This is a genomic window from Pseudarthrobacter sp. WHRI 8279 (genome assembly GCF_040224115.2).
In the GTDB taxonomy this organism is placed as follows: Bacteria; Actinomycetota; Actinomycetes; order Actinomycetales; family Micrococcaceae; genus Arthrobacter.
On record NZ_CP168162.1, the window covers coordinates 2135114 to 2149226 of the forward strand.

Genomic DNA, 14113 nt, shown 5'->3' on the forward strand with positions numbered 1-14113 from the left:
GACTTCTCCCAATTCCCTATCCCCTGCGGTACTCGCAGCCGGCCCTGCCAGGCACTACGCTGAGTTCAGGATTGCAATTGGGGGTGCAGCGCTGTGCCCAATTCACGTGGACTACTGAAGGGGACGCCATGGACCCGAACCAAGACCCAAATAACGGGCGGGCAAGCGGCAACCAGCCAGGCGGTGACGGTACTGCCGGGGACACCGGCCGGAATGCCGGCGGCGGGGCCGGCGCCAAGCCCCCTCCCTGGCAGGTGCCCAAACCGGAGCTGCGCCCTGAACTCCTCAACGAGCCCGTCACCCCGGTGGACCCGTTTGCCCGCGACCGGGAGAGGCAGCTCAACGAGGCGGCGGCCAAGAAGAAACGCTCGCAGCGGCGCACCGTGGTGGTGGGCCTCGGTGTGACGGCGCTGCTCGCCGGCACCATCACGGCCGTGGTGGCCAGCAACCAGGATGACCCCGAGTACGCCCAGGTGTGCTTCAACGACGAAACCGGCGAACGGGTGGAGGACACCAATTGCAACAGTTCCGCCGGCCGTAGCGGCGGCATCTACGCCTGGTACTTCTTCTCCCGCGGCGCGTTCGTCCCCGCCGTCGGGCAGAACCGGTCAACCGCCCCCAACTACACCAGGACCGTGCCCAGCGGGGCAAAAGCCTCCACCGGGTACAGCACCAAGGGCGGCACCGTCAGCCGCGGCGGCTTCGGTACCACCGCGAAGAGCGGCACAAGCGGCGGCGGCAGCAAAGTGGGGGGCTGAGCGTGAAGCGGCTGTTGTCTGAGCCCAGGCCCGACTGGAAGCAGAAAATCCAGGAACAGGGCCTGGTCTTTTCCACCACCACCATGGACGACGGGCGGCGGATCGAGTACTGGAACGAGTCCGCGTACTACGAATTCACCGCTGACGAGGTGGAAGTTCTCGAGCTGGCAGCCGAGGACATGCACCGGATGTGCCTGGAAGCGGCCAAGTTTCTTGCCACCGGCGCCATGGGAGACATTGGCATCGGTCCGCAGGCTTTGGAGCTCGCCGCGGAGTCCCTGCAGGCCGGGGACGTGGAGGTCTACGGCCGCTTCGACTTCATCTATGACGGGCAGGGCGGTCCCGCCAAGATGCTCGAATACAACGCGGACACCCCCACCGGACTCATCGAGGCGGCCGTGGCGCAGTGGTTCTGGCTGCAGGACGTCTTCCCGGAAAAGGACCAGTGGAACGGAATCCATGAGGCCCTGATCCGGCAGTGGAAAAAGGTGCAGTACCGCACCGGCATGAGCACCCTTCACGTGGCGCACTCGGAGGTGGAGGAATCCGGCGAGGACTGGATGACGGCCGCGTACATGCGGGATGTGGCGGGCCAGGCAGGCTGGACCACCATCGGCATCAACATGTCGGACATAGGTTGGGACCCCAACCTCAACCGGTTTGTGGACCTGGACAACTTCATGATCAGCACCATCTTCAAGCTCTACCCCTGGGAGCTGATGATGAAGGAACCCTTCGGGCACCGGCTCCTGGAACGCGCCCACAATCCGCGCTGGGTTGAACCGGCCTGGAAAATGCTCCTCTCCAACAAGGCGCTCCTCGCCGCACTCTGGCACCTGTACCCGCAGCATCCCAACCTGCTGCCGGCCTACCTCAACGAGCCGGGCCCCCTCAAGGAGTGGGTGGCCAAGCCGCTGCACGGCCGCGAGGGCGACAACATCAAAATCCATGCCCAGGGCATCAGCCTTGAGCAACCCGGCGGGTACGGCCGCGAGGGCTGGTGCTACCAGCAGTACCAGGAACTGCCCGACTTCGACGGCAACCATCCCGTCCTGGGCCTGTGGGTGGTGGACGGTGAGTCTGTCGGCTGCGGCATCCGGGAATCGGATGGTCCGGTGACGGACTACTTCTGCCGGTTTGTGCCCAACACTATTGACGCGCCGGCGCCGCTCTCGGCTGAGGCCTCCTCCAACAAAGCAGGTATTGCAGTATGAACCCGGTGACAGCATGAGCACAGGAACCACGACGACGGGCGGCCCGGGCGGCGCGCCGGGCACCACCGTCCCGGCCAAGGGGCTCCGGGCCGGGATCCTGGACCTCGGAGACTCCGTGATGCTGGGGCTGGCCTCCACGGCGCCAGTGTATTCGCTGGCTGCGACCCTGGGCCTCATTGTGGCCGTGAACGGCAACTACACTCCCCTGGTCCTGCTGCTCGGCTTCATCCCCGTGCTGTTCATCGCGTACGCGTTCCGCGAGCTGAACAGCGCCATTCCTGACTGCGGCACCACCTTCACCTGGTCCCGCCGGGCGTTCGGGCCCTGGGCGGGCTGGCTGGGAGGCTGGGGCGTGGCGCTCGCCGGCATCGTGGTGCTCGCCAATCTGGCGCAGGTGGCAGGCCAGTACCTGTGGCTCCTGGCGGGCGACGGCTCCCTGGCGGAAAACAAGGCCGTGGTCACCGCCACGGGCGTGCTGTTCATAGCCGTCATGACACTGGTCAACTACCGGGGCATCCGGTTGGGTGAACACGTCCAGCGGGTGCTGACGTACGTGCAGTACATCGCCCTGGGCGTCTTTGCCCTGGCGATCGTGGTCCGGATCGTTGCAGGTGCCGCCGCCGGAGACACAACCATCCAGGCTTTCTCATTCGAGTGGTTCAACCCGGTGGGTGCCTTTGCGGATCCCGGGGCCGTGGTGCACGGCGCGCTCCTGGCACTCTTCATCTACTGGGGCTGGGACACGTGCCTGGCAGTCAACGAGGAAACGGAGAACCCCTCAACCACTCCCGGCCGCGGCGCGGTGATCTCCGCCTTCATCCTGGTGGCCATCTACGTCTCCGTGGCGCTGCTGGTGATGATGTATGCCACCGTGGGCACGGAAGGCATCGGCCTGGGCAACGAGGCCAACCAGGACGACGTCTTCCTGGCCATGCGGGACGTGGTGCTGGGCCCCTGGGGCTGGCTGATCGTCGTCGCGGTCCTCGCGTCCGTCCTGTCCTCCACCCAGACCACCATCCTCCCCACGGCACGCGGCACCCTGTCCATGGGCGTCCATGGCGCCCTGCCGCCGAAGTTCGGGCAGGTGCACCCGAAGAACCAGACCCCCGGGTTCTCCACCCAGGTCATGGGCGCGGCGGCAATTGCCTATTACGTGGCCATGAGCTTCCTGAGCGAGAACCTGCTCTCCGATTCCATCAGCGCCATCAGCCTGTTCATCGCCTTCTACTACGCGCTCACCGGCTTCGCGTGCTTCTGGTTCTTCCGCGGCACCCTGCGGGATTCGGCACGGGACCTGTGGTTCCGGGGCATCCTGCCGCTCGTGGGCGCCCTCCTGCTGACAGCCGCCTTCTTCATCTCGGCGGTGCAGATGTGGGACCCGGCCTACGGCGACACCCAGATCTTCGGGATCGGCGGGGCATTTGTCAGCGGCGTGCTGCTGCTGGCCCTGGGTGTGGTGCTGGCTGTGGTTTGCCGGTTCCTGCCGGCAACCTCCGGCTACTTCACCGGCCGGCAGCCTGCGCACCCGGCAGCCCCGGGAACGTCCAGCTAGGGTTCTGCCATGACCAACGCGCCTGTTACAGCGGCTGAATTCCCGGCCGACCCCTCCGACATCCTGGCCTTGGACAGCCTCCTGGGCGCGGAAGAACTGAGGATCCGGCAGCGCGTCCGCGATTTCACGGACCAGCGGATCAAACCGGACATTGCGCGCTGGTACGACCAAGCTGTCTTTCCCCTGGAGCTCGCGCAGGAACTGGGTGAACTGGGGGTGCTCGGCATGCACCTGGAGGGCTACGGCTGCCCCGGCCGCACCGCCGTCGAATATGGCCTGGCTGCAATGGAACTTGAGGCCGGCGATTCCGGGATCCGCACGTTTGTTTCGGTGCAGGGCTCGCTGGCCATGACCGCCATCCACAAGTGGGGCTCCGAGGACCAGAAGCAGGAGTGGCTGCCCCGGATGGCGGCCGGTGAAGTCATTGGCTGTTTCGCCCTGACCGAGCCGACTGCAGGGTCCGACCCCGCGGCCATGACCACCTTTGCCCGCCGCGACGGCCCAGGAGATGACGCCGGCTGGGTGCTCAACGGTGCCAAGCGCTGGATTGGCCTCGCTTCGGCGGCCGGGGTGATGGTGGTGTGGGCCATGACCGACGACGGCGTGCACGGGTTCCTGGTGCCGGCGGGGACCCCCGGCGTCACTGCCGTCCCCATCACGCAGAAACTGTCGATGCGTGCGTCCATCCAGTGCGACGTGGTGTTCGACGACGTCAGGCTGGGACCCGAGGCGCTGTTGCCGGCGGCGCGCGGCCTGCGCGGCCCGTTTACCTGCCTGAACGAGGCCCGGTACGGCATTGCCTGGGGAGCCATGGGCGCAGCCCGGGATTCGTACCAGGCGGCGCTGTCCTACTCGCAGGAGCGGCTGCAGTTCGGCAAACCGCTGGCCGGATACCAGCTGACCCAGGAGAAGCTGGTCAACATGCTGGTGGAAATCCAGAAGGGCACGCTCCTGGCGCTGCACCTGGGACGGCTCAAGGACGCCGGCAGGCTGCGGCCGGAACAGATTTCCCTGGGCAAGCTGAACAACGTGCGCGAGGCCATCGCCGTGGCCCGGGAGGCACGCTCCATCCTCGGCGGAAACGGCATCACCCTGGACTACTCCCCGCTGCGCCACGCGGCCAACCTGGAATCGGTGCGCACCTATGAGGGCACAGACGAAGTCCACACCCTGGTCCTCGGCCAGCACATCACCGGCATCAACGCGTTCCGCTGACCCTGGCTTCCCCTCCCAACTGGGTAGCAGTTGATGTCGTTTTGGCGGCTCATAACAGCATCTGCTGCTATCTAGTTGGGCTGGGGGCGCTGAGGTGGGCTACGCCGAGAAGCCGCCGTCGGACTTGATGAGCTGGCCGGAGACCCAGCGGCCTGCGGGCGAGAGCAGGAACGCCACAGTCCCGGCGACATCGGCCGGTGTTCCCAGCCGGCCGGTAGGCTGTTGGGCCGTCAGCGCTTCCCGGATTTCATCGTCCATCCAGCCCGTGTCCACCGGGCCCGGGTTCAGCACGTTCGCCGAGATGCCCTGCGGTCCGAGCTCCCGCGCGGCGGCAATCACGATCCTGTCCAGCGCGCCCTTCGAGGCGCCATAAGGAAGGTTGAACGCTGTGTGGTCACTGGTCAGCGCAACGATTGCGCCGCCGTCGTCCGTTGCCTGCCGCGCGAACGCGGCAATCAGCTGCCAGCTGGCCCGCGTATTCACGGCAAAGTGCCGCTCAAAGGATTCCACGCTGGTGTCCAGGATGCCCGAGTCCACAGACTCGGCATGGCTCAGGACCAGGCCCTGCAGCGGGCCGGCCAGCCGCATGGACTCCGCCACCAGCTGGCCCGGCACGGCGGGGTCCTGCAGGTCCGCGGACAGCACGTGGACCTGGGCGCCGATGGCCTCGAGCTCGGCAGTAAGGCGTACGACGTCGTCCGGTTCAGTCCCCCACGGCATCCGGGCGTCGTAGTCCTGCCAGTAGGCCAGCACCAGGTCCCAGCCCTCGGCGGCGAGTTGCCGGGCAATGCCGGCGCCGATGGAGGCCAGCCTGCCGGCGCCTGTGATGAGGGCGACGGGGCGGACGGCTGCTTGGGGAGATTCCATGGAGTCAGCCTAGTAGCGCACGCACCCCTTCCGCGAAACCCCCAGCCCCCCGTTAGTCGGGAAGCAGGATCAGCTCCAGGTACCCGCGCAGGCACCCGGCCATGTCCACCTTGTCCGGCGCCAGGAGCCACTGGGTCTGGATCCCGTCCCACAGCCCGATCAAGGACGCTGCGGCGACCTCCGGGTCCACGCCCGGGCGCAGCCGCCCTTCCCCCGCAAGCTCCCGTAACTGCCGGGTGTAGCTGCGGCGCAGCTCTTCAAACCTGTTGGTGAAGTACGGGCGCCCGGGATGCCCCTCCGTGACTGCTTCCCCGCACAGCACGGTGTAGAGCTCCAGGACTCCCGGCACGTCCTCATTGAATCGCGCCTGGCGGAGGACGGCATCAACAAGCGATTCCTCCGGGTCCGGCGGCGCGGTACCGTCTCCAGTAATGGAGTCGCGCCAGTTAAGCACCGCCAGCAGCAGTTGGCTTTTGGACGGAAAGTAATGCAGGAGGCTCGTCTGGCTCATGCCGGCGCGGTCGGCAACGTCCTGCAGCGAGCCCCCGCGGTATCCGCGGGCGGCGAAGACGGCGTGGGCTGCGGTCAGGATGGCCTGGCGGCGCTCAGCGGACTTCGCGTAGGGTCCCCGGCGGGAAGCCTGGGGCCCCTCCTTGGTGCTCATGGCAAGCCAGTGTACCCGCCGTATTACCCGGGGAATCAAAACTCGAGTGCTCACTCGACTTTTCGTGTTAGCCTGTCTCGAACCGAACAAAAAGTGCCATGCTTCACACTTTTAGGCACATAACCGACACAACGAGGTGAAGGCAAATGTCCCAATTCACGCGAAGACAACTCCTGGGTGCCGGCCTGGGCACCGCAGCGATGGGTCTCCTGTCCGGCTGCTCCACCCCGGGCACGCGCTCCGTCAACACTGCACCGGTGCTCGCCCCAGCCGCCAGCGGGGAAAAAGTCACCCTCACGTACTGGTGCTGGCTCAAGGACGCCCAGAAGGTAGCGGACATCTGGAACGCCTCCCACCCCCAGGTGCAGGTGGAGGTGGTATGGATCCCCGGCGGCAATTCAGGGGGTTACCAGAAGCTCTACTCAGCCCTGGCAGCGGGCGGCGGACCTGACCTCGCCCAGGTGGAGATGCGTTCGCTTCCGGAATTCATGCTGGTGAACGGGCTTGTCGACGTAGCCCGCTATGGTGCCCAGGACTACGCCCACCTCTACGATCAGACCCTGTGGGGCCAGGTCAGCTTCTCCGGCGGCGTCTACGGAATTCCGCAGGATTCCGGGCCTATGGCGATGTTCTACCAGCCGGCCATCCTCGACCAGGTGGGAGGCACCAGCCCCGGCACCTGGGACGACTGGGCAGCGCTGGCCCGTGAGCTCCGCCGCAAGGATGTCTACCTGGACTGCTTCCCGCTGGCTGACGCGTCCGTGTTCACTGCTTTCGCCACGCAGGCAGGTGCGCGGTGGCTGCACCCGGAGGAGGACGGCTGGGTCATCAACATGACTGACGACGCCACCCTGAAGGTGGCCCGCTTCTTTGACCAGGCCATCAACGAGGACCTTGTCCAGACTGCCTTTGGCGCCTACTCCCCCGGCTGGTTCGCGGCTGCTGCGAAAGGGTCGATCGCTTCGGTCGTTACGGGCAGCTGGGGTGATGCCCTGATCGAAGGGGTCAGCGGCGGCAGCGGCAAATGGCGGGTGGCACCCATGCCCACGTGGGGCGGCACCGGGTTCGGGTCAAGCTACCTTGGCGGCTCCACCGCGGCGGTACTGGCCAACAGTAGGCACCCCCGCGAAGCACTCGAGTTCGCGGTGTGGATGACCACGTCCAGGGAAGGCATCGACGCCGAAATCACCAACAGCGGCATCGGCTGGTCCCCCACGCCGGACTTCATCGGAACCTCGCGGCAGGCGCCCTCGGACTTCTTCAGCGGCCAGAGCTACCACCAGGAGATCTTCGTGCCGGCGGCACAGCAGCAGAACAAGGACTGGTCCTGGTGGCCCGTCACCCAGCAGTCCTTCAACATCCTGAGCGATGGCTTCCGGAGGAAGGCCTCGGGAACGAGCCTGGTGGATTCGGTGGCGACGGCGGAACAACAGATTATGACCGTCTTCAGGAACAAGGGCCTCAGCATTCGAAAGGAAGCGTCATGACAACGCCGTCACGAACAGTCCCAAGCGGTCCGCCGGCACCCGCCCGCGAGGACACCGGCCCCCGTAAGGCCGGCGGCCGAACGGGAGCCGCGGCACGCGCCCCCTGGATCCTGCTGGCTCCTTTCCTGGCGCTGTTTATCCTCACGTTCATCCTGCCGATCTTCGTTGCGGTTGGATCGAGCTTTACCAAAGTGACCCGGCGCGGGCTCTTCGGGGAGGCCGGGGTTACCAGCGAATTCGCCGGGTTCAGCAATTACGCCCAGGCGCTGGCAGACGGGAGTTTCGTTGCCTCGATCGGGCGGATGCTGCTGTTCGGCATAGTGCAGGTGCCCCTGATGATCGCCCTCTGCACGGTGCTGGCACTGATGCTGGAATCAGCGTCGGCCAAGTGGCCGGGTTTCTTCCGGGCCGCTTACTTCCTCCCCTACGGCGTGCCCGGCGTCATTGCCACCATCCTGTGGTCGTTCCTGTACGTCCCCGGGCTGAGTCCCCTGTTCGACGTCGCGGCGCTGGTGGGATTGACCCCTGATTTCCTGGGCGCCAACACCGTCCTGTGGTCAATTGCGAACATCGTCACCTGGAGCTACACCGGCTACAACATGCTGATCATCGTGGCCCAGCTGAAGGCCATCCCCGGGGAACTGTACGAGGCGGCAAAGGTGGATGGCGCCTCCACCTGGCGGGTGGCCCTCAGCATCCAGCTCCCGCTGATCCGGCCCGCCCTTGTCCTTACAACGGTGTTCTCTATCATCGGCACCCTGCAGCTCTTCGCCGAAGCCCAGGTCCTGAAGACTGTCGCCCCCGCCATCGACAGCCAGTACACCCCCAACCTCAGCGCCTATACCACCGCGTTCGCCTACAACGACTACAACGTGGCCGCTGCCCAGGCTGTGCTGATCGCTGTGGCCGCCTTCGTCCTGTCCTTCGCCTTCCTCAAATTCACGAACAGGAAGTCATCATGACCGCAACCGTGACACCGCCGTCGACATCAGCTACCGCGCCCCGCTCTTCCGCAGCCGCGTCCAGGCGTCCGGGCGGCAAGAGCGGCCCGTCCACCATCATCGTCACCGCGCTGCTGGTGGTGGTGGCCCTGTACTTCCTTATTCCCGTCTACTGGGTTGTTGTCGCTGCCACCAAGTCGACGGAGGACCTGTTTTCCACCAACGGATTCTGGTTTGCCCCCACGGTGGCACTGTGGGACAACCTTGCCCAGGTCCTCAGCTACGACGACGGCATCTTCATCAGGTGGTTCCTGAACTCGGTGCTGTACGCCGGCGTCGGCGCCCTCGTGGCCACCTACTTTGCGGCGGCAGGCGGCTATGCCCTGGCCAAGTACGAATTCCGCGGCCGGAACCTGGTGTTCGGGACCATCCTGGGCGGGGTGCTGGTGCCCGGCACGGCCACAGCCCTGCCGCTCTTCCTGCTCTTCAGCCAGCTCGGCCTGGCCAACACCTACTGGAGCGTCCTGCTGCCGTCCCTGGTGTCGCCGTTTGGTTTGTTCCTGTGCCGGATCTATTCGCAGGCCACGGTGGACAGCTCACTCATTGAGGCTGCCCGGCTGGACGGCGCCGGCGAACTGAGGATCTTCCACACCATCGGGCTGCGCGTCCTCACCCCGGCCCTGGTCACCGTGTTCCTCTTCCAGCTGGTGGGGATCTGGAACAATTACTTCCTGCCGCTCGTGATGCTGTCCGACTCCGGGCTGTACCCGATCACGCTCGGCCTGAACAACTGGCTGAGCCAGGTGGACCGGCTGCCCGAGTTCTACGAGCTGACCACCGGCGGCGTGCTGCTGTCGATCATCCCGCTCAGCATCGCGATGGTGGTCCTGCAGCGCTTCTGGCGCGGCGGCCTCACCGAGGGTTCCGTGAAGTAGGGAACTTCCCAAAACGGAACGGCACGTCGCGGCAACCCCGCCCCGGGGACTGCCGTGACGTGCCGTCCCCGGTTTAACGGCCGGGCTACGGGATGGAGGCGAACGCCTGGTCCAGGTCCGCCAGCAGGTCCTCCACGTCCTCGATGCCGCAGGAGAGGCGGAGGAGGTTGACCGGGACCGCCAGTTCGGTGCCCTTGACCGAGGCATGCGTCATCTCCGAGGGGTAGTTCATCAGCGATTCGATGCCGCCAAGGGATTCCGCCAGCGTGAACACGGAGGTTGATTCGGCCACCTTCCGGGCAGCAGCCTCGCCGCCCTTGAACTGCACCGAAACCATGCCGCCGAAGCTCCGCATCTGCTTTTTCGCCAGCTCGTGGCCCGGATGGGACGGCAGGCCCGGATACAGGACGGCCTCCACCTCGGGGCGTGCCAGGAGCCACTCCGCCACGGCCTGGCCGTTGACGCTGTGCCGGTCCATGCGGACGCCCAGGGTCTTCAGGCCGCGGGTGGTGAGGAAAGCGTCCATGGGACCGGAGACGGCGCCCACGGCGAACTGTACAAAGCCGATCTTCTCCGCGAGTTCCGCGTCATTGACCACCACGGCGCCGCCCACCACATCCGAATGCCCGCCGATGTACTTCGTCGTGGAGTGGACCACGACGTCGGCACCCAGGGCGAGCGGGTTCTGCAGGTAGGGGGACGCGAAGGTGTTGTCCACCACCAGGAGGGCACCGGCGTCGTGCGCTATTCCTGCGAGCGCCGCGATGTCGGTGATCTTCATCAGCGGGTTGGACGGAGTCTCCACCCAGACGAAGCGCGTCCTGCTGGCGGCCACCGCGGCCCGGACGGCGTCGAGGTCGGCCATGTCCACCGGCGTGTTGCCGATCCCCCACCCGCCGAGGACCCGGCTGATCAGCCGGTAGGTGCCGCCGTAGGCGTCGTTGCCCAGCACGATGTGGTCGCCCGGGCGGGTCAGTGCCCGGATGAGCGAATCCTCGGCGGCCAGCCCGGAGCTGAAGCTGTAGGCGTGGGTGCCGCCTTCCAGCGCGGCGAGCTGTTCCTGCAGGGCGTCCCGGGTGGGGTTGCCGCCGCGGCCGTACTCATAACCGCTGCGGAGCCCGCCGATGCCGTCCTGGGCGTAGGTGGAACTGAAGTGCAGCGGCGGGACCACCGCGCCGGTGCGGGGCTCGAAGGCCTGTCCGGCGTGGACGGCGCGGGTGTTGAAACCTTGGTTTTCGGGGACAGTCATGATGCTCCTTGTCTGGGTGAAGCCGTATCAGGGTGAAGCAGGTCAGTTGCTGAGGTAGGCCAGGAGGTCGTGCCGAGTGAGGATGCCCACCGGCGCGCCGACGAACGTGACCATGACCGTGTCCACGTCCGAGAGCAGTTCCCTGGCCGCCGAAATGGTTTCCAGCGATCCGATGACGGGCAGTTTGGGGCCCATGTGCTCGGAGATCTTGTCCGTCAGTTTGGCTTCGCCGCGGAACAGCTTGGCGGTGAGGGTGCGTTCGTCCACGGCACCGAGCACCTCGCCCATCACCACCGGCGGCTCCTGGGACAGGACCGGGATATGGCTGACGCCGAACTCGTTCATGATGTTGATGACGTCGCGCACGGACTCGTTCGGGTGGATGTGCACCAGGTCCGGCAGTTCGCCGTTCTTGGAGCTGATGACTTCCCCCACGGAGGTTTCCTCGCCGCCGGAGAGGAAACCGTAGGAGCGCATCCACTGGTCGTTGAAGATTTTCGCCAGGTAACCCCGGCCGGAGTCCGGCAGGATCACGACGACGACGGCGGACTCGGGCAGGTCCCGCGCCGCCTTCAGGGCAGCCACCACGGCCATGCCGGAGGATCCCCCCACCAGGAGGCCCTCCTCGCGGGCCAGGCGCCTGGTCATGGCGAAGGAGTCGGCGTCGCTCACCGCGATCACCTGGTCCGGGATGGACTTGTCATAGTTCCCTGGCCACATGTCCTCCCCCACGCCCTCCACGAAGTAGGGGCGTCCGGTGCCGCCGGAGTAGACCGAACCTTCCGGGTCCGCGCCGATGATCCGGACCACGCCGCCGTCGGACTCCGGCCGGTGCGCCGATGCTTCCTTCAGGTAGCGGCCGGTGCCGGTGATGGTGCCGCCCGTGCCCGCGCCGATGACGCAATGGGTGATCCTGCCGTCCGTATCGCGCCAGATCTCCGGGCCGGTCGTCTGGTAGTGGCTGCCGGGTGCCGCGGGGTTGGAGAACTGGTCCGGCTTGTACGCGCCGGGGGTCTCCCGGACAATCCGGTCCGAGACGCCGTAGTAGCTTTGCGGGCTGTCCGGCGGCACGGCGGTGGGCGTCACCACCACCTCAGCCCCGTACGCCTGGAGGACGGCGCGCTTGTCCTCCCCCACCTTGTCCGGAACCACGAAGACGCACTTGTAGCCCTTTTGCTGGGCCACCAGGGCCAGGCCAACCCCGGTGTTGCCGGACGTGGGCTCAACAATGGTCCCGCCGGGCTGCAGCTTGCCGTCCCGCTCGGCGTCCTCGATCATCTTCACCGCAATGCGGTCCTTGATGGACCCGCCGGGGTTCAGGTACTCCAGCTTGACCAGGACGGTGGCTTTGATGCCCTCCGTCACGTGGTTGAGTTTGATGAGCGGGGTATTGCCAATGAGGTCCAGGATGGACTGGGCGTACTTCATGGATACAAAGCTACCGCTTCACCGCCATGGGCACCGGATCTCCAATGGAGCGGCATTGCCCTGGCCGGGCTGCTGGTGGCAGCCCTGACCGTCCCCCTCGCTGTTGTGGCTCTGTGGCCGGCGTCCGGAATGCCGTGATGCTACCCGGCGGACTGGGCCTGCTGGTCCGCGGGAAGGTTCTCCCACAGTCCCATGATGTTGTTTTCAGGATCCTTGAAGTAGGCGAAGTAGCCCATCCCGGGAATCTCGTTCTTGGGCATAACAACAGAACCGCCCAGTTCCTCTATGGTCTTCAGCGTGGCATCAATGTCCGGCACGTCCACCGTGATGACGGGGTTGGTGATCTGGTCCTCCCGGGCCATCATGCCGCCGTTGATGGCACCCGCGGTTGTGGGCTGGCCGGTGGCCTCATCCATGGGCGTGGTGATCACCATGTTGTAGTCCATTCCAGGGACAGGTTCTATCCGCCAGCCGAGGGCCTGCTGGTAAAAGTTCCTGGCCCGCTCCTGATCGTCCGCGGGGATTTCGAAATGTACTAATCCACCCATTGCGCTCACCTGGAATCTCTGGAATCTCGAAGGGAACAGCGCGGACGCCCCGCGCCACACCTGGGAGTCTAGTCCTCTCTCCGCTGCCCGGTAAGAGCCACGAACGAGCCGGAGTTTTGGTCCAGATCTGGAGACTTCCGAGCCGCGCAACCCGCCATACGTGGACAAAAACTCCGGCTCCCGAAACCGGCACGGGCGGACCCGGCGGGCGGACTGTCGGGGCACCGTGGGACGATGGTGGCATGACGATCGCAGAGGTTCCCGCACGGCTGGCAGCCGCCGCGGACGCCTCCCTCCGCTGGTGTCCGGGCGGCCCCTACGACCTTGCGCGGACTCTCCGGCCCCTCCTGCGCGGCAACAGCGATCCGTCCTTCGTGGCCGAAGGCGGCGTCGTCTGGAACGCGTTCACAACAGCGGAAGGCCCCGCGACTCTCCGGCTAAGCCCGGCCGGCAGCCCGGAGATGGAGCACCGGGTGGACGTCCAGGCCTGGGGTCCGGGCGCCGCGGCGGCGGTAGCGGCAGTTCCGCGCCTCCTGGGGGCGCACGACGATTGGTCGGGATTCGACGAGCCGGCGTTCCATGCCACCCTCCCCCGCATGGTCAGGGAAGCGCGGCGGCGCAGCCTGGCCGTCCGGCTTCCCTCCAGCGGCCGCATGGTGGACCAGCTGGTGCCCATCATCCTGGAACAGAAGGTCACGGTCATCGAGGCCCGCCGCGGCTACCGGTACCTCCTCCACCGCTACGGTTCCCCCGCACCGATGGCTGGCACGTTGGCTCCCGCCGGTTTGGTGCTGCCGCCCACGGCGGCGCAGTGGCTGCAGGTTCCCAGTTGGGAGTGGCACAAGGCCGGAGTGGGCCCGCAGCGCTCCGCGACGGTGATGCGGGCGCTGCGTTCCGCCGTCGCGCTTGAACGGCTGGCGGCGCTTCCGGCGCTGGAGGCGGCAGCAAAACTGCAGACGATCCCCGGCATCGGCATCTGGACGGTCGCCGAGGTAGTGCAGCGCACGCACGGTTGCCCTGACTCGATCTCGGTGGGCGACTACCACCTTGCCGCCTACGTCGGGGCCGCGCTGACCGGCCGGCGGACCGATGACGCCGGCATGCTCCGGCTGCTGGAGCCTTGGCAGGGACACCGCCAGCGCGTGGTGCGGATGATCCAAAGCAGCGGCTTCCGCAAACCCACGTTCGGCCCGCGGATGACCATCCAGGACCACCGCCGGCACTGACGCCCGCCGGGCACACGGCCCGGCGCCCG

The 14113-nt window shown here is 66.5% G+C and carries 13 protein-coding genes; 8 read left to right on the forward strand and 5 right to left on the reverse strand.

Annotated elements, in window-relative coordinates:
- Positions 1 to 128 precede the first annotated feature (128 nt).
- The 4 genes from ABRP28_RS09770 to ABRP28_RS09785 are packed head-to-tail and all read left to right on the forward strand — an operon-like array spanning position 129 to position 4739.
- On the forward strand, positions 129 to 758 hold the full coding sequence (locus ABRP28_RS09770) for a Tat pathway signal protein (protein WP_350005931.1): 630 nt from the start codon (positions 129 to 131) through the stop codon (positions 756 to 758).
- A 2-nt stretch (positions 759 to 760) separates the two neighbouring features.
- A complete protein-coding gene (locus ABRP28_RS09775) occupies positions 761 to 1972 on the forward strand; it encodes a glutathionylspermidine synthase family protein (RefSeq protein ID WP_350005929.1) in 1212 nt (403 codons plus the stop codon).
- A gap of 13 nt (positions 1973 to 1985) precedes the next feature.
- Positions 1986 to 3524: an APC family permease gene (locus ABRP28_RS09780; protein WP_350005927.1), complete on the forward strand. Its 1539-nt coding sequence runs from the start codon at positions 1986 to 1988 to the stop codon at positions 3522 to 3524.
- A 9-nt stretch (positions 3525 to 3533) separates the two neighbouring features.
- Positions 3534 to 4739 carry an acyl-CoA dehydrogenase family protein gene (locus tag ABRP28_RS09785; RefSeq protein ID WP_350005925.1) on the forward strand — a complete coding sequence of 402 codons (1206 nt, stop codon included), beginning with the start codon at positions 3534 to 3536 and terminating at the stop codon, positions 4737 to 4739.
- A gap of 99 nt (positions 4740 to 4838) precedes the next feature.
- Here ABRP28_RS09785 and ABRP28_RS09790 read toward each other — a convergent pair whose 3' ends face one another.
- Both ABRP28_RS09790 and ABRP28_RS09795 read right to left on the reverse strand, forming a co-directional pair.
- Positions 4839 to 5606 (reverse strand): SDR family oxidoreductase, encoded by a 768-nt coding sequence (locus ABRP28_RS09790; RefSeq protein WP_350005923.1) that lies wholly within the window; start codon positions 5604 to 5606, stop codon positions 4839 to 4841.
- Positions 5607 to 5658: 52 nt separating this feature from the next.
- Positions 5659 to 6270 (reverse strand): TetR/AcrR family transcriptional regulator, encoded by a 612-nt coding sequence (locus tag ABRP28_RS09795; RefSeq protein ID WP_231455141.1) that lies wholly within the window; start codon positions 6268 to 6270, stop codon positions 5659 to 5661.
- A 146-nt stretch (positions 6271 to 6416) separates the two neighbouring features.
- Between ABRP28_RS09795 and ABRP28_RS09800 the strand changes: the two genes are divergently transcribed.
- The 3 genes from ABRP28_RS09800 to ABRP28_RS09810 are packed head-to-tail and all read left to right on the forward strand — an operon-like array spanning position 6417 to position 9633.
- Positions 6417 to 7757: an extracellular solute-binding protein gene (locus ABRP28_RS09800; RefSeq protein ID WP_350005921.1), complete on the forward strand. Its 1341-nt coding sequence runs from the start codon at positions 6417 to 6419 to the stop codon at positions 7755 to 7757.
- Positions 7754 to 8719 carry a sugar ABC transporter permease gene (locus ABRP28_RS09805; RefSeq protein WP_350005919.1) on the forward strand — a complete coding sequence of 322 codons (966 nt, stop codon included), beginning with the start codon at positions 7754 to 7756 and terminating at the stop codon, positions 8717 to 8719. Before ABRP28_RS09800 ends, ABRP28_RS09805 begins: the two co-directional genes overlap by 4 nt.
- Entirely contained in the window at positions 8716 to 9633 is a 918-nt protein-coding gene (locus ABRP28_RS09810) for a carbohydrate ABC transporter permease (RefSeq protein ID WP_350005917.1), read from the forward strand. Before ABRP28_RS09805 ends, ABRP28_RS09810 begins: the two co-directional genes overlap by 4 nt.
- Before the next feature lie 85 nt (positions 9634 to 9718).
- Here the strand turns inward: ABRP28_RS09810 and ABRP28_RS09815 are convergent, their stop codons facing one another.
- The 3 genes from ABRP28_RS09815 to ABRP28_RS09825 form a co-directional block, all read right to left on the reverse strand.
- Positions 9719 to 10882: a cystathionine gamma-synthase gene (locus ABRP28_RS09815; protein WP_350005915.1), complete on the reverse strand. Its 1164-nt coding sequence runs from the start codon at positions 10880 to 10882 to the stop codon at positions 9719 to 9721.
- Positions 10883 to 10924: 42 nt separating this feature from the next.
- Complete coding sequence (locus ABRP28_RS09820) at positions 10925 to 12310, reverse strand: cystathionine beta-synthase (RefSeq protein WP_231455136.1); 1386 nt, start codon at positions 12308 to 12310, stop codon at positions 10925 to 10927.
- Between the two features lie 140 nt (positions 12311 to 12450).
- Entirely contained in the window at positions 12451 to 12858 is a 408-nt protein-coding gene (locus ABRP28_RS09825) for a VOC family protein (protein WP_350005913.1), read from the reverse strand.
- A gap of 242 nt (positions 12859 to 13100) precedes the next feature.
- On the opposite strand from ABRP28_RS09825, the gene ABRP28_RS09830 reads away from it, so the two are divergent.
- The gene (locus ABRP28_RS09830; RefSeq protein ID WP_350005911.1) at positions 13101 to 14084 is read left to right on the forward strand and encodes a 3-methyladenine DNA glycosylase; all 984 of its coding nucleotides are present in this window, start codon (positions 13101 to 13103) and stop codon (positions 14082 to 14084) included.
- The last annotated feature ends 29 nt before the right edge of the window (positions 14085 to 14113 follow it).